Genomic DNA, 13,953 nt, shown 5'->3' on the forward strand with positions numbered 1-13,953 from the left:
GAGTATGAAAACAATCGTCGTTCCAAGACTGCTGGTCATGATGTTTCTTCAATATTTCGTTCAAGGGGCATGGAACATGACCTTGGGGCTTGTATTAAGCACATTCGGGCTGTCGTCCATCATCGGCACCACGTACGCTTTGCTCGGCATAGCTACCATCTTGTCTCCGCTGTTCATCGGAATGATCGCCGACAGATTCATCGCATCGCAAAAAATTATGGGCATCCTTCACATCTTGAATGCATGCGTTCTTCTTACGATTCCGGCCCAGATCGCAGCCGGGCATTCGACGACGTTTCTGATCCTTATTTTTGTCGTAGCCATTCTGTTTTATCCTACTACGGGTCTATCCAACAGCATCAGCTTCCGGCATATTAACGGGGCGAAGACCTTCCCTTTAATTCGCGTGTTCGGTACGTTCGGCTTTATGATCATCGGATTTTTGCTGGGCCAGCTCGGCTTTTCCGGTAGCATCATGACCTTCAAGATCGCAGCCGTGTCGGCTATCGTGCTGGGCTTGTACTGCTTTACGCTTCCTAACACGCCTGCGGCGGGCAAAGGGAAGAAGTTCCTCGTCCGCGATCTGCTTTGTCTGGACGCGCTGTCGCTGTTCAAGGACAAAAACTTCTCCATCTTCATGGCTTGCACCATTTTTCTGATGATTCCGAAGACGGCTTACAGCGCGTATTTACCGGTATTTCTAGGGGCGCTCGGCTTTAAGAACGCTGCGACGATCATGCAGATCGGGATTGCGACGGAAGTTATTTTCATGTTCCTGCTCTCGTTCTTCCTATTAAAATTCGGGTTTAAGCGAATTATATTGTGGGGAGCGCTGACCTGGATCGCTCGTTGTCTGCTGTTCTCGTTTGCGGTGAACGACACCGGAATGATCGTCATCGTCATTGCGCTCGCTTTGCAGGGAATATGCTGGGACTTCTTCTTTACGGCCGGAGACATTTATGTGGACAACAAAGCGGATATTACGATAAAAGCGCAAGCGCAAAGCTTGAAATTTATGATCTCCAACGGTTTGGGCCTGCTGTTCGCTTCATCGGTCACCGGATATTTGTTCAATCATACGGTAACGGCTCAAGGGGCTGAGGCTTTAAGACAATGGCAAAGCTTCTGGATGTATCCGGCGGCCGTAGCTGCGGTCGTGTCCGTCGTATTCTTCATCAGCTTCAAGGACAAAGGCATTTTGTTCCAAAAGAAAGCGGCAGACAAAGAGGCGCTTCAAGAACCGAGTTCGGTTTGAGTCCGGCAAGTCAACAAGCTGCGGCTTGCAAAAGAGAACGCATACAATGCGAAAAATTAGTTGACATCGCCCGTCATCCCTCTATAATTACTACTAAGTTATGAGTCTGTCCGATACTTATGGGGAGGAGCGGTATGACGATGTCGATAGAAAGCAGATTGCATGAGCTGCAAATCGTACTTCCCGAGGCGAGCGAGCCTGCGGCCAAGTACGCCAATTATGTTATCGTTAACGGACTGATGTTCGTGTCCGGGAAAGGTCCTTCGGGCAATCCGAAAGGGAAGGTTGGAGAGGAGTTCTCTACAGAAGAAGGGTATCGCTTCGCGAGAAACACCGGGATCGAGGTGCTGGCGGTAGTCAAGTCGGCGCTCGGTTCCCTCGATAAGGTGAAGCGCGTCGTGAAGGTTCAAGGCTTTGTTAACGCGCATCCCGATTTCGAAGAGCCGCATAAAGTATTGAACGGTTTTTCCGATCTGATGCTGGACGTCTTCGGCGAACGGGGCATTCATGCCCGGTCGGTCCTCGGCGCCAGCGCCTTAAGAGACAATTTGCCGATTGTCGTCGACTCCATCTTTCAAGTGGAGGAATAATCCGAATGCAGACTGGCCTTTCGCAGGGAGGCCAGTCTGTTTCTTTGTTGTTTACTCGATAGGTACGCCGTCCAGTTTCTCATTCGGCTTGCCGTAATTGCGAAGCTTAGTAGTGTCATCGGCCCTGAAGCCGATGCGTTCGTGGGATTTCGTATCCTCATAGATCGTTTCGGGGTTGCCGTCGGTTTCTATCTCAATCCGTTCATTGGGCATCGCGATACCTCCGTCGCTCTTTTTTCACGCTTCTATCGTCTTCCTCCGTCAAATACGGCCGTTCTGCCTTGCGATCGAACCAAGGGTCAAGTTTTTGTCAAGACTCCAGTCGGTGTCCGAGTGCTCTTCCGCATGGTTCACCACAGGCGTATTTTTAATTTCGGCGGCCTCGCCCTCGGTAAGCTCCCGGTCAAATTGATCTTCAAGCCGTTGAATCTCTTCCGAATCCATAGCTTCTCCTCCTCGTATAGTATTTCTAGAACCAAGTTTTAAGCCGATTTCCAGTTCCCATGGGAACTGGCCGCAAACTTTTCGATTTCCAGTAAATCGCACCTTGAAAATTGCAAAAGGGACTGGACTTTCCCGCATGCCTCTGGACAATAGATCATAGGGATCTATCGGGGAAATTCTTTCTCCTCCTGTAGCACGTCTACATTTCTAAGTCTGTTTCTCCGGTACGTGTCTGAGCTTCTGACCCGCTGGCCGTTCCCTTCGGCACCCCATGCCTGGCCTAGCAAGCCAGGGCAGCTCATGGACCGAAGCGTGTTCTTATAGGCGAGGGTGATTGATCTGCGCGTGCGCCGGAGGCATCCCGGAGAGTCTATTCCCTGCATCCCTCATCGAAAGGAGGAAATTCCATTTGACGCTTTTTGTCGGTATTGACGTCAGTTCGAAAGAACTGGAAACGTGTTTCATGAACACAGACGGGGATAAGCTCGAGACCCTCACAGTGAAAAACAATCTGGAGGGGGCTGCTCATCTGCGAGATCGCATCGTTGCCCTAGCGGACAAGCACGCGGTCTCCGAGATTCACATTGGGCTTGAATCGACCTCGGTCTACAGCTGGCATCCCGCCATGTACCTGCATAGTGACCCTACACTCCAGGAGCGCCATACCAAGGTCTTTACCATGAATCCAAAGTTGGTCAGCAAGTTCCGAGAAACCTATCCCGACCTGAATAAAACCGACCGGCTTGATGCCTGGGTGATTGCGGACCGTCTGCGCTTCGGGCGGCTGACAACCACCATTGTCATGCAGGAGCAGTATGTTGCGCTCCAGCGTTTAACGCGCATGCGGTTTCACTTGATCCATAACCTGACGCGCGAGAAACAGTACTTCTTGCAAAACCTGTTCTACAAGTGCAATGCCTTCACGACCGAAGTCGAGAGCTCGGTGTTCGGCCATGCCATCCTTGAGATGCTCTCCGAAAAGTACAGTCTGGACGACATCGCGACGATGGATGTCGGCGATCTGGCCGACTACTTGCGGGACAAGGGGCGCAATCGCTTCCCGGATCCCGAGAACGTCGCGCGCTGCATTCAGAAAGCGGCCAGAGCCTCTTACCGGCTGTCCAAAGTCGTCGAGGATTCCATTGATCTTGTGCTGGGTACATCCATTCAAGCAATCCGGAGCATCCAGGCTCAGCTCAAGGATTTGGACAAGGCGATTGAGCAAATTCTCGAGACGATCCCTGGCTCCCTGTGCCTGCGTTCTGTTCCCGGCATTGATCGCGTCTATGCCGCTGGCATCCTTGCCGAGATCGGTGACATCGAACGCTTTAGCGACCAAGCCGCTGTCGCCAAGTATGCTGGCCTCACCTGGCGCAAGAGCCAGTCTGGCGCCTTTGAAGCCGAAGACACCAAACGGATTAAATCCGGCAACCGATTCCTTCGCTATTACCTCGTTGAAGCTGCCAACTCGGTAAAGAACCGCGATGAAGAATTCGGCGAGTACTACCGGAAGAAATACAAGGAAGTGCCCAAGCACCAACATAAACGCGCCCTCGTCTTAACCGCAAGAAAGCTTGTGCGTCTGGTCGATGTGCTGCTACGCAACGGCCAACTCTATACGCCACGGAAGAAGGTGACGCCTGCGAAGGATTAACGCCTCCTTTGCTAAAGTCCCTGGCATAATTCCCAGTTAAAATCTGGATATTATCTCGATTTTTCGCTGGGTTCAGTTTGAGCTGTCCTTTTTTCGGCACTCCCAGCTGTTACAGCCAAGAAAATTTCCAATTCGACCGATTCGGGGACTTGACATCATACCGCTGGACTTTCCTTTATATAGTGGACTAACGCGGAACTTTTATACCGGTTTTCACCGGCCGTTTCGTCTTCATGAAACCTTCATTCGGTCTTCATCAAATCTTCATGCAATAGGGTAGTCTGAATGGTATGATTTGTTACAAGAAATATTTATACTTAGTTTAAATATAAAGAAACAGGAGGTATATATACGATGTATAAAACAGTGATTATCGGAACGGGTCCGGGAGGATTGACCGCCGCTATTTATTTGGCCAGAGCGAATTTAAATCCGTTGGTGATCGAAGGTCAAGAACCCGGGGGACAGCTTACGACAACGACGGAGGTGGAGAACTTCCCCGGATTTCCCGAAGGCATTATGGGACCGGAATTAATGGATAATATGCGCAAGCAGGCGGAGCGTTTCGGAGCGCAGTTCAAATCCGGCTGGGTCAACCAGGTCGATTTGTCCAAACGTCCGTTCACTCTGCAGGTTGAAGACTTGGGCGAAATTCAAGCTGAATCCGTTATCGTATCTACCGGAGCTTCCGCCAAATATTTGGGCATTCCCGGGGAAAAAGAAAACGTCGGCCGCGGCGTCAGCACCTGCGCTACTTGCGACGGATTTTTCTTCCGCAACAAGAAGATTATCGTGATCGGGGGAGGCGACTCCGCGATGGAGGAAGCGAATTATTTGACCCGCTTTGCCTCCGAGGTCGTGCTGGTCAACCGCCGCAGCGAGCTGCGCGCATCCAAGATTATGCAGGACAGGGCGCGCGCGAACGGCAAAATCAGCTGGAGCCTGAACCGGACGCCGCTGGAAGTCGTTAGCGGCGAGCAAGGCGTTACCGGGTTGAAGGTACGCAACAATGACACCGGAGAAGACGAAATTATTGAGACGAACGGCGTGTTCGTGGCCATCGGCCATACGCCGAATACCGGCTTTCTGGGCGGCCAGCTGACGACGGACGACCACGGCTACCTGCTCGTGAAACCGGGCACGACCGAGACGAACATTCCTGGCGTCTTCGCCTGCGGCGACGTTCAGGACAGCCGTTACCGCCAGGCCATCAGCGCCGCGGGCACCGGGTGTATGGCCGCTCTCGACACGGAGCGCTACCTGGAGAATGCGGAGGCGGCTGCCGCCGTCTAAGCTGGCGAAGCTTGAACACCCTACGTGACTTCGTTATACTAAGAAGTGTTCCTGAAGAAAAAAATGTAAAATGGGAGGAGAACCTGACATGAGCACACAATTGCACACTGTTTTGAATCGTCAAATCTCTAACTGGTCTGTTCTTCATATTAAACTTCATAACTTCCATTGGTACGTCAAAGGCCATCAATTTTTCACCCTGCACCTCAAGTTTGAGGAGCTGTATACGGAAGCGGCCCTTCATGTGGACAACCTGGCGGAGCGCCTGCTGGCGCTGGGCGGCAAGCCGACCGCTACGATTAAAGAGATCGTCGAGCAAGCCAGCGTACGCGACGCCGAGGGCGGCGAATCGGCGGAGGAGATGGTCGCGGCCATCGTCCAGGATTTCCGCATCGTCATCCAAGAGCTGAAGGAAGGCATGAAGCTTGCGGCGGAATTGCAGGATGAAACGACGGGCGATATGCTGCTCGGCATTCATTCCGGACTTGAGAAGCATGTATGGATGCTCAATTCCTTTCTTGGCAAATAAGCGGGGCATCCGTCGTTAGTAAATAAATCAGCAGAGGCTGTCCTCATGCCGTTCCCACGGCAGAGCGACGGCCTCTTGCTTGTGCGCCCCGATCTGCGGATCTAACACAAGGGAAGGGCGCTCTGATCTCAGCCGCAGGCAGGCGTCTATTTGACATGAGCGTATCGGAGCAGTACCATACGTGTAAGGTGTTCGAATTCGAGCAATATCGGACCGTACATCGTCTAATGAGGTGATTCGAATGGTGAAGAAGAGAAAACCGCTTGCCGCTTCGGCTCAAGCATCGTCAGACAAGCCGGCTACGCTCAAGGATTTATTGAACCCGGACGTTCTCAATCAATTGAAATCGCAGGCTGATCAGATGAGAGCGGCCGAAGCGGAGCAGCGCGAGAAGAACAGGAAGCAGGCGGAGGAAGCGCGCAAGACCGAGCAAAAACGGCTGGAGAAGGACTTCGGTTATTTGCTCGAGCAAAGCTCCATGGATTGGCGTAAGTATAAATAATGGATTTTCGGCTTGACGCTATTGACGTACGGGGCTGCGGTCTGTAAAATATAGCGCACAAGTAAACGAACATACGGTATTGCGGCAGCGTAATTCAATTGGCATCATTTCATATGTCCAACGGCCCGGAGACCTCGTCAGAGGTCTTCTCGTTTTGTCGCCCTATTTACCGAAAGTAAACGGAGGCAAAGAAATACATGCATCACGCGAAAACATGGAAAGAAAAAGCCGTTCAGTTTCTTGCCATATTGGGCCCGATCCTCGTAACCCAGGTTAGCTATAACGCGATGACGTTATTCGATACGATGATGTCGGGGAGGGCCGGAACGAATGACCTGGCGGGCGTAGCCATAGGGGCCAGTTTATGGATGCCCGTCTCGATAGGCTTGAACGGAATTCTAATGGCGGTTACGCCGATGATCGCTCAATTATACGGGCGAGGAGAGTACAGGGGAATTTCGAAAACCGTCAATCAGGCGCTTTATTTATCCGTCGTTTTGGCGCTTATCGTGCTTGCCGGAGGGGCGGCAATATTAAACCCGGTTTTGCAGGCGATGCATCTTGATCCGGGCGTGTACCATATTGCGAAGCATTACCTTATCGGGTTGTGCCTAGGGATTATTCCTTTATTCGCGTCGAATGTGCTCCGCTACTTTTTCGATGCGCACGGCTATACAAAGATTACGATGACGATCATGCTGTTTGCCGTACCGTTTAACGTAGCTTTGAACTATATGCTTATTTTCGGGCATTTCGGCTTTCCGAGGCTCGGAGGGATCGGCACGGGCTATGCGACGGCAACGACGTATTGGCTGATCTTCCTCGTCAGCACCGCGATGACGTTCAAGGCGGAGGCCATCCGGCGGTACCGGCTGTTCATCGATTGGTACGCTCCATCCTGGAAAGCATGGAAGGAACAGCTCAAAATCGGCGTCCCGATGGGGCTTTCCGTATTTTTCGAAGCGAGCATCTTCTCGATGGTTACGCTGCTGATGGGGATGATGTTCGATACGGTCACGATTGCCGCCCATCAGGCTGCGATCAGCTTCACGACGCTGCTGTTCATGATGCCGCTCAGCATCTCCATGGCGTTAACCATCCTCGTTGCCTACGAGATCGGCGGCGGCCGTCCCGAAGACGCCCGGCAGTACGGCCGGCTCGGCGTATTGTCGGCCATGGGCATTCTGGGCGTCAGCTCGGTCTTCCTGTATATGTTCCGCGAGCCCATAGCTTATTTGTACACGGACAATGTCGATGTCGTGGCGCTTGCCAAGCAATTTCTCATCTTCGCGATCGTGTATCAGCTGTCCGATGCGGCTCAAGCGTCGCTGCAGGGCGTGCTGCGCGGTTACAAGGACGTAACGGTGCCGTTCGTGACGGCGCTTGTCGCTTATTGGGGCGTCGGTATCCCGGTCGGCTACGGACTCGCGGCCCATACGGGGCTCGGCCCCTTCGGGTTCTGGGTCGGCATTACGATCGGCCTGACGCTGGCCGCGGCGGGATTTTACACCCGGCTGAGCGCGATCCAGAAGAAGCGGCTTCCCGCTGCCGGCGCGGGTTCGGTGCTGGAGCATTAACCTAATGCACGGCAAGGAGCCGATACATCGCTCGCCATCTTCCTTAAGGCTTTATGGCTTAGGAGGTGCGGGCGTTTTTTTGATCCAGTCATCTAGTCGCTGAGATTCGAACGGCAATCGTTCCGTCTTTAGCCATTTTTTGGCCTGAATGACCAGAGGAGAGGAATTGGCAGAATTGATGTCATTGATTTGTACCCAACACGCTCCTAAAGAATCTTGCCCTTCGAATTTTTGCGGAGTCTTTATTGCAGTTCCAGAAATGTGTTCGACCGAATAAATAACGGCAACATGATGAATATGCGTAGTGCCTCTTTTGGGGAGTTCATAAGGGATTAGCAAATCGCAAACACCGAGATTTTTCCGAATATTTACGGTAATTCCCGTTTCTTCAATAAACTCTCTTTTTACAGCTTCTGTTACCATTTCATTTTGTTCAATCGTGCCTCCTGGAAGGTCGTATCGCCCAATGTACGGGCCGTTGCCCTTTTGGATGACTAATAGTTTTTCTTCAAATACACAAATCCCGTATGCGCCTAAATGACGATGCCATTTCTCGCTTGAGTTCAATATAACACCACCCGAATTTTTTTAACCGTTTTGAATCCATTTCGCTCAGCGAACAAACGAGCTAACTGAGATAACCGTCCATGTTCTATCTGTAAAATGAATCCATTTCCTTATTCGGCGTTGTATTCTCATATTCATTGTCCTTTGGTTTGTATCCGCATACAACGAAAAATCACTAACTAATTTTAAGTTAGTATCTTGTGTAATGTCGAATCGTGTGATAAAATGCAAACTAATTGAATAAGGATCTTCGGGGCAGGGTGAAATTCCCGACCGGCGGTGAAAGGCTGCTTGCAGCTTCAAGCCCGCGACTCGTCAGATGCCGCTTTAAGGCGGCTTCAGGCGACTGATTTGGTGAAAATCCAAGGCCGACGGTACAGTCCGGATGGGAGAAGGTCAGAACGAGCTTGCTTTTCGAGTGCGTTGTTTTCTTTGTGAAAAAACGGCTTGGAGACATGCCTGTTTTCTTATGCCCCGTTATCATTTTTATTTGGTAACGGGGCTGACTTCTTTTCGAAGCTTCCTTTTCAAAATAAAGGAGGTTCAAGATTATGGAACGTACGTTATCATCTCAATCATCTGAACATGCCGGGGCAGGGACCCGCAGCGGCGTGTGGCTTATCGCGCTGGGTGCCGCTTTATGGGGTGTGGACCCCTTATTCCGGATTTTGCTGCTGAAATTTTTCACATCGTCGCAAATCGTGCTCCTGGAGCATGTGCTGCTGATGGTTTATTCCGTACCGGTATTATGGATATACCGCAAAACGTTAAAAGGACTGACGTGGAAGCATATCGCGGCGCTGCTGTTCATCTCCTGGGGCGGCTCGGCCATTGCAACGATCATGTTCACCTCCGCCTTCGCCCACGGCAATCTGAACGGGGTGCTGCTGCTGCAGAAGCTTCAGCCGCTGTTTGCAATCTTGATGGCCAGATGGATTCTTAAGGAGCTGCTGCCGGGACGCTTCTTCATCGTCGTGATCATGGCGCTGGCCGGGACGTATTTGCTTACGTTCGGGGCGTCGTTTCCTTTCGACGGCGCATCCAGCTTCGGCGTAGCCGGCGGATTATTGTCCATCGGAGCAGCGGCGCTGTGGGGCGGTTCGACCGTGATGGGACGGCTATTGCTCGATAAAATGCCGTTCGAAACCGTTACGGCGCTGCGGTTTCTTCTGGCGCTGCCGCTGCTCTTGGCCACAACCTGGGTGAATGGCGACAGCTGGCATTGGCCCGCTCAAACCGGCGACTGGTTCGCCGTGTCCGTCAACTTGCTGCTGCAGGCATTTTTGCCCGGACTGCTCAGCCTGCTTCTTTACTACCGCGGGCTCTCCGGCACGAAGGCGTCTTACGCTACGCTGGCGGAGCTGTTTTTTCCGGCGGTCGGCGTGCTGGTGAACTGGGTGGTCTTCCATCAAGGCATCACATTCGCGCAAATCGTAGGCTTCGTATTGATCTGGTTTATGCTGTTTTATTTGTCGCGGCAGCAGGACGGGAAATCGGTCGCTTCCGCGGCGGTGCAGGTGAATTAAATAAAGGCGCGGAAAACGGGAAGAGCGGCGGGAGCCGCTCTTTTGTTGCTATCAAGCCTTAAATCGGGAAGCGTGTTTCGAAGTGGAAGCTTCGACGAGTATTTGACTTCCTTAGCGGACATCGCAGCGCTAATTGGACTCCGGCTGATTATCAGGAAATAAGCTTCAATCCGACGGCGGCCACAAGCACCATCGCAATGAACAACAGCCGCCTCCATTCCTTCGACTCCCCGTAAAGCAGCATGCCGAGCAGCGCGCTGCCGACGGTGCCGATGCCGGTCCAGACAGCGTAGGCGGTTCCCATAGAGATCGATTTCATCGCTACGGACAAGAAGAACAAGCTTAGCAGGAAGCCTCCGACGAGAGTAACATAAGAAGAGAGCGATTTTTTGCGGTTCACTTTACTAATGCCGGATACGCCGACGATTTCACATAGCCCGGCGAGAATAAGCGCAATCCATGCCATGATTTACACGCCTCCTTGGCCTTGGCCGTCTTTGGCCGGTTTCGTAATCATCTTCAAACCGATAACGCCGCCGATCAGCAGAAGAATAAGCAGCAGCTTGGCGATGCGGAACGGCTCGCCGAAGAACAGCATCTCCGTTACGACGGTGCCGGTCGTGCCGATCCCCGTAAACACGGCATACGCCGTGCCGATGGGCAGCCGCTTGGAGGCGCGGATGAGCAGGTCCATGCTGATCAGCACGGCGGCCGCCGTACCGCACCAAGCCAGCGCATGATGCGAATGCTTCAAGCCGATCACCCAGGCGATTTCGAACAAGCCTGCAATAAACACCATCCACCAATTTCGATTCATAACAACAACAGCTCCTTTGTAAAATGCTGCTTGGGACTAGGATTCCCAAGACGAGACAAAAGCCCGGAAAGATATCGGTAGATATCCTCCCGGGCTTTTGTCCCTCCGTGTACGCAAGCTTCTAAAAGCTATGCGCGTTTTCTCTCGGACCAGGCCAGCCGGCTGCAAGCAAGCTGCGGAACCCTAGAAAACGTCGATATGAAATTAATCCGAACAATTCCTTTAATCATAGCGCACGATGGCGCAATAAGCAATAGCTTGCCGAAGCTTGCCAATTCGTGACGCTTTCCATTAAGATGAAGCTATGTCGATAGGAAAGGAGCGCATCCATGCTGTTGGCGATCATCTTATTCATACTGGCCGGTTTGGCCGAAATCGGGGGCGGCTACCTCGTATGGCTGTGGCTTAAAGAATCCAAACCGGTAGGGTATGGCATTGCGGGCAGCTTGATCCTTATCCTGTACGGTATTTTGCCGACGCTGCAAAGCTTTCCGAGCTTTGGGCGGGTGTACGCGGCCTACGGCGGCGTTTTTGTCGTGATGGCTGTGCTATGGGGATGGCTCGTCGACCGCAAGACGCCGGATCTGTACGATTGGCTCGGCGCCGCAATCTGTATCGTCGGCGTATCCGTCATGCTGTGGGCGCCCAGAAGCTAGAACTGCTTGCAGCAGCTCGGTTGAAGTCGATTTTCGGGGCGAATTGTCCGCGCCGTTCATTACAAAGGCAAGTTTTCGGAGAAAATATCGATAAAATGCCGCGCGCTTTTGGACAGGTAGCGGTCCTTCAGCCAAAGGAGGCCGACCTCGGATTGAAAATCGGCGTCGACGAGCGTTAGCACTTGAATGTTCGGCAGAGGAAACGAGGCCATGACGGACTTCGGGAACACGGTAATCCCGATGCCTGCTTCGACGAGGGCCATAATAATGGCGACGCTGGAGCATTCGCAAATGACCTGCGGCTCAAAGCCGTGCCGCTTGCATTCGTTCATCACTTTCTCATGCAGTCCCGTCGTTTTGTCCGTCTTCAGCGTCAGCAGAGGAAACTGAGCGAGCTCCTGCACATGCATCGTTTCTTTGTGCGGATCGCTGCTCCACTGCCGCGGGATTACCGCCACGAAAGGGTCCGAGGGCAGCTTAAGGACCGAAAAGTTCGTTTCGGAGGCGGACTCGAACGGCAGCCGCGCAACGACCAGCTCGATATTGCGCTTCTCCAGATGATAGCCGAGCAGGAAATGATCGCCTTCCAATATTTTGAAGGTGACCTCGGGATATTTGGCGCGGAACAGCTCGATGCCTTTGGGCAGAAGCGAGATGCAGGAGACGACGGAACCGATCGAGAGCATGCCTTGCATGCCTTCCTCCAGCTCCCTAACCTCCTGAATCGCCTCGTCGAATTGCTGGAGCAGCTTCTCGGCCTTTTGCTGGAGCAGTTCGCCGGCATGCGTCAGGCTGAGCTTATTCCCGTTGCGGTCGAAGAGAGTGACGTTCAGTTCTTGCTCCATTAACTTCAATTGACGGCTGAGGGGGGGCTGCTCCATATTGAGCACCTTGGCCGCTCGCGTAATTTGCCCTTCTCTGGCAATAGCGAGAAAATAGCGCATTTGTCGAATATCCATAATAGCCTCCAAGTTTGGTGATACCTAAAAGGTATGGGAACCCCATAAAACAGATATTTTTAATATACCTAATCAAGTGATACGATTCAACTAAATAAGTATTTTTCATAAGGGGATGTATCGGAATGACAGCTAACTCTATCAAAATCGAACGCACTACCGCTCCAAAGCAAAAACCGGATGAAAATCAGCTCGGTTTCGGCAAATATTTTACCGATCATATGTTTATTATGGATTATGAAGAGGGAAAAGGCTGGATTAATCCGCGTATCATTCCTTACCAGCCGATCATGATGGACCCTGCGGCCAAAGTGTTTCATTACGGCCAAACGGTGTTCGAGGGGCTCAAAGCGTACAGAGCGGCGGACGGCCGTATCTTGCTTTTCCGTCCCGAACAAAACTTCTTGCGTTTGAATCGTTCCAATTCCCGCTTGAGCATTCCGGATGTCGACGGAGAACTGGCTCTGGAAGCGCTGAAGCAGCTGATTCTGGTCGATCAGGACTGGGTACCTTCGCAAGAAGGCAATTCGCTGTACATTCGCCCGTTCGTTATCGCTACCCAAGCAACGCTCGGGGTTGCGCCGTCGCATAACTACCACTTCATGATCATTATGTCTCCTGTCGGCGCTTATTACGCCGAAGGCATTCATCCGGTTAAAATTTATGTCGAATCCGAATATGTGCGCGCGGTTAGAGGCGGTACGGGCAACGCCAAGACGGCCGGCAACTACGCGGGCGGCTTGAAAGCCCAAGAGGAAGCGACCAGCAAAGGCTATTCGCAGGTGCTCTGGCTGGACGGCGTTCATCAAAAATATATCGAAGAAGTAGGCAGTATGAACGTGTTCTTCAAAATCGGAGGCACTGTCTATACGCCGGAATTGAACGGCAGCATTCTCGACGGCATTACGAGAAATTCGATGATCCAATTGCTCAAGCATTGGAATGTTCCTGTGGTTGAGCGTCAAATCAGCATCGATGAAATTTACGAAGCGTACACGAACGGAACGCTGGAGGAAGCGTTCGGCACAGGTACGGCCGCGGTCATCTCGCCGATCGGCGATTTGTACTGGAACGGACATCAAATGCTGATCAACGGAGGACATACCGGCGAGCTGTCGCAGAAGCTGTACGACACGCTGACCTCCATTCAGCAAGGGGCTCAGGAAGATCCGTTCAGCTGGATGGTCGAAGTTCAGCAGAAAGCGATTCTTTCGTAAGACAGGTGACTTCCATGATCCGGGTGTTATTCGTATGCTTGGGCAATATTTGCCGGTCGCCGATGGCGGAAGCGGTGTTTCGCAGCAAGGTGAAGGAAGCCGGGCTTGAGGACCGGATTGCCGCCGATTCGGCGGGAACCGGAAGCTGGCACGTCGGACAACCTCCTCATGAAGGAACGCGCCGCATTTTGCAGCGCAACGGTATCGATTATGCGGGCATTCGCGCCAGGCAGACGACAGCGGCCGACTTCGAGTCGTTCGACTACATTATCGCTATGGATTCCAGCAATATCGATAATCTGCGGGTTTTGCCGGGGAGCGGGCAGGAGCACCGCGCCGTGCTGAAGAAGCTGCTCGATTTCGTCCC

The 13,953-nt window shown here is 52.4% G+C and carries 17 protein-coding genes and 2 riboswitches; of the genes, 11 read left to right on the plus strand and 6 right to left on the minus strand.

What is annotated here, in order from left to right:
- Window positions 1-4 precede the first annotated feature (4 nt).
- On the plus strand, window positions 5-1,255 hold the full coding sequence (locus SK3146_RS34870; RefSeq protein WP_249863111.1) for an MFS transporter: 1,251 nt from the start codon (window positions 5-7) through the stop codon (window positions 1,253-1,255).
- 134 nt (window positions 1,256-1,389) lie between these two features.
- Entirely contained in the window at window positions 1,390-1,845 is a 456-nt protein-coding gene (locus SK3146_RS34875; RefSeq protein WP_249863112.1) for a RidA family protein, read from the plus strand.
- Between the two features lie 51 nt (window positions 1,846-1,896).
- Here the strand turns inward: SK3146_RS34875 and SK3146_RS34880 are convergent, their stop codons facing one another.
- Both SK3146_RS34880 and SK3146_RS34885 read right to left on the minus strand, forming a co-directional pair.
- Window positions 1,897-2,058 (minus strand): hypothetical protein, encoded by a 162-nt coding sequence (locus SK3146_RS34880; protein WP_249863113.1) that lies wholly within the window; start codon window positions 2,056-2,058, stop codon window positions 1,897-1,899.
- Between the two features lie 48 nt (window positions 2,059-2,106).
- On the minus strand, window positions 2,107-2,289 hold the full coding sequence (locus SK3146_RS34885; protein WP_249863114.1) for a hypothetical protein: 183 nt from the start codon (window positions 2,287-2,289) through the stop codon (window positions 2,107-2,109).
- Window positions 2,290-2,698: 409 nt separating this feature from the next.
- On the opposite strand from SK3146_RS34885, the gene SK3146_RS34890 reads away from it, so the two are divergent.
- From SK3146_RS34890 to SK3146_RS34910, 5 genes are all read left to right on the plus strand, one after another.
- Window positions 2,699-3,943: an IS110 family RNA-guided transposase gene (locus SK3146_RS34890; RefSeq protein ID WP_249860219.1), complete on the plus strand. Its 1,245-nt coding sequence runs from the start codon at window positions 2,699-2,701 to the stop codon at window positions 3,941-3,943.
- 354 nt (window positions 3,944-4,297) lie between these two features.
- Window positions 4,298-5,236: a thioredoxin-disulfide reductase gene (trxB, locus tag SK3146_RS34895; RefSeq protein WP_249863115.1), complete on the plus strand. Its 939-nt coding sequence runs from the start codon at window positions 4,298-4,300 to the stop codon at window positions 5,234-5,236.
- Between the two features lie 88 nt (window positions 5,237-5,324).
- A complete protein-coding gene (locus SK3146_RS34900) occupies window positions 5,325-5,765 on the plus strand; it encodes a Dps family protein (protein WP_249863116.1) in 441 nt (146 codons plus the stop codon).
- Window positions 5,766-6,006: 241 nt separating this feature from the next.
- The gene (locus SK3146_RS34905; protein WP_249863117.1) at window positions 6,007-6,267 is read left to right on the plus strand and encodes a YqkE family protein; all 261 of its coding nucleotides are present in this window, start codon (window positions 6,007-6,009) and stop codon (window positions 6,265-6,267) included.
- 197 nt (window positions 6,268-6,464) lie between these two features.
- Window positions 6,465-7,844 carry an MATE family efflux transporter gene (locus SK3146_RS34910; RefSeq protein WP_249863118.1) on the plus strand — a complete coding sequence of 460 codons (1,380 nt, stop codon included), beginning with the start codon at window positions 6,465-6,467 and terminating at the stop codon, window positions 7,842-7,844.
- Window positions 7,845-7,895: 51 nt separating this feature from the next.
- On the opposite strand, the gene SK3146_RS34915 is transcribed toward SK3146_RS34910, so the two are convergent.
- Window positions 7,896-8,411: an NUDIX hydrolase gene (locus SK3146_RS34915; protein ID WP_249863119.1), complete on the minus strand. Its 516-nt coding sequence runs from the start codon at window positions 8,409-8,411 to the stop codon at window positions 7,896-7,898.
- Between the two features lie 242 nt (window positions 8,412-8,653).
- Window positions 8,654-8,812, plus strand: a riboswitch (FMN riboswitch).
- 150 nt (window positions 8,813-8,962) lie between these two features.
- On the opposite strand from SK3146_RS34915, the gene SK3146_RS34920 reads away from it, so the two are divergent.
- On the plus strand, window positions 8,963-9,937 hold the full coding sequence (locus SK3146_RS34920; protein WP_249863120.1) for a DMT family transporter: 975 nt from the start codon (window positions 8,963-8,965) through the stop codon (window positions 9,935-9,937).
- A 151-nt stretch (window positions 9,938-10,088) separates the two neighbouring features.
- On the opposite strand, the gene SK3146_RS34925 is transcribed toward SK3146_RS34920, so the two are convergent.
- Window positions 10,089-10,403 (minus strand): DMT family transporter, encoded by a 315-nt coding sequence (locus SK3146_RS34925; protein ID WP_249863121.1) that lies wholly within the window; start codon window positions 10,401-10,403, stop codon window positions 10,089-10,091.
- Window positions 10,404-10,406: 3 nt separating this feature from the next.
- The gene (locus SK3146_RS34930; RefSeq protein WP_249863122.1) at window positions 10,407-10,754 is read right to left on the minus strand and encodes a DMT family transporter; all 348 of its coding nucleotides are present in this window, start codon (window positions 10,752-10,754) and stop codon (window positions 10,407-10,409) included.
- Between the two features lie 84 nt (window positions 10,755-10,838).
- A riboswitch (guanidine-I (ykkC/yxkD leader) is annotated at window positions 10,839-10,952 on the minus strand.
- Window positions 10,953-11,083: 131 nt separating this feature from the next.
- On the opposite strand from SK3146_RS34930, the gene SK3146_RS34935 reads away from it, so the two are divergent.
- Window positions 11,084-11,410: a YnfA family protein gene (locus tag SK3146_RS34935; RefSeq protein ID WP_249863123.1), complete on the plus strand. Its 327-nt coding sequence runs from the start codon at window positions 11,084-11,086 to the stop codon at window positions 11,408-11,410.
- Between the two features lie 59 nt (window positions 11,411-11,469).
- On the opposite strand, the gene SK3146_RS34940 is transcribed toward SK3146_RS34935, so the two are convergent.
- On the minus strand, window positions 11,470-12,369 hold the full coding sequence (locus tag SK3146_RS34940) for a LysR family transcriptional regulator (protein WP_249863124.1): 900 nt from the start codon (window positions 12,367-12,369) through the stop codon (window positions 11,470-11,472).
- 125 nt (window positions 12,370-12,494) lie between these two features.
- Between SK3146_RS34940 and SK3146_RS34945 the strand changes: the two genes are divergently transcribed.
- Entirely contained in the window at window positions 12,495-13,586 is a 1,092-nt protein-coding gene (locus tag SK3146_RS34945; protein WP_249863125.1) for a branched-chain amino acid aminotransferase, read from the plus strand.
- A 14-nt stretch (window positions 13,587-13,600) separates the two neighbouring features.
- Window positions 13,601-13,953 (plus strand): low molecular weight protein-tyrosine-phosphatase (locus SK3146_RS34950; RefSeq protein WP_249863126.1); only part of this gene is annotated, 353 nt, incomplete at its 3' end.

Source organism: Paenibacillus konkukensis (assembly GCF_023523925.1).
In the GTDB taxonomy this organism is placed as follows: domain Bacteria; phylum Bacillota; class Bacilli; order Paenibacillales; family NBRC-103111; genus Paenibacillus_S; species Paenibacillus_S doosanensis.

What these genes read in the sequence shown, in the direction of transcription:
- SK3146_RS34930 (WP_249863122.1), bottom strand. Translation starts at nt 10,754, where the DNA reads ATGAATCGAAATTGGTGGATGGTGTTTATTGCAGGCTTGTTCGAAATC.
- SK3146_RS34945 (WP_249863125.1), top strand. Translation starts at nt 12,495, where the DNA reads ATGACAGCTAACTCTATCAAAATCGAACGCACTACCGCTCCAAAGCAA.
- SK3146_RS34925 (WP_249863121.1), bottom strand. Translation starts at nt 10,403, where the DNA reads ATGGCATGGATTGCGCTTATTCTCGCCGGGCTATGTGAAATCGTCGGC.
- SK3146_RS34935 (WP_249863123.1), top strand. Translation starts at nt 11,084, where the DNA reads ATGCTGTTGGCGATCATCTTATTCATACTGGCCGGTTTGGCCGAAATC.
- SK3146_RS34905 (WP_249863117.1), top strand. Translation starts at nt 6,007, where the DNA reads ATGGTGAAGAAGAGAAAACCGCTTGCCGCTTCGGCTCAAGCATCGTCA.
- SK3146_RS34870 (WP_249863111.1), top strand. Translation starts at nt 5, where the DNA reads ATGAAAACAATCGTCGTTCCAAGACTGCTGGTCATGATGTTTCTTCAA.
- SK3146_RS34910 (WP_249863118.1), top strand. Translation starts at nt 6,465, where the DNA reads ATGCATCACGCGAAAACATGGAAAGAAAAAGCCGTTCAGTTTCTTGCC.
- SK3146_RS34880 (WP_249863113.1), bottom strand. Translation starts at nt 2,058, where the DNA reads ATGCCCAATGAACGGATTGAGATAGAAACCGACGGCAACCCCGAAACG.
- SK3146_RS34875 (WP_249863112.1), top strand. Translation starts at nt 1,390, where the DNA reads ATGACGATGTCGATAGAAAGCAGATTGCATGAGCTGCAAATCGTACTT.
- SK3146_RS34920 (WP_249863120.1), top strand. Translation starts at nt 8,963, where the DNA reads ATGGAACGTACGTTATCATCTCAATCATCTGAACATGCCGGGGCAGGG.
- trxB (WP_249863115.1), top strand. Translation starts at nt 4,298, where the DNA reads ATGTATAAAACAGTGATTATCGGAACGGGTCCGGGAGGATTGACCGCC.
- SK3146_RS34885 (WP_249863114.1), bottom strand. Translation starts at nt 2,289, where the DNA reads ATGGATTCGGAAGAGATTCAACGGCTTGAAGATCAATTTGACCGGGAG.
- SK3146_RS34900 (WP_249863116.1), top strand. Translation starts at nt 5,325, where the DNA reads ATGAGCACACAATTGCACACTGTTTTGAATCGTCAAATCTCTAACTGG.
- SK3146_RS34940 (WP_249863124.1), bottom strand. Translation starts at nt 12,369, where the DNA reads ATGGATATTCGACAAATGCGCTATTTTCTCGCTATTGCCAGAGAAGGG.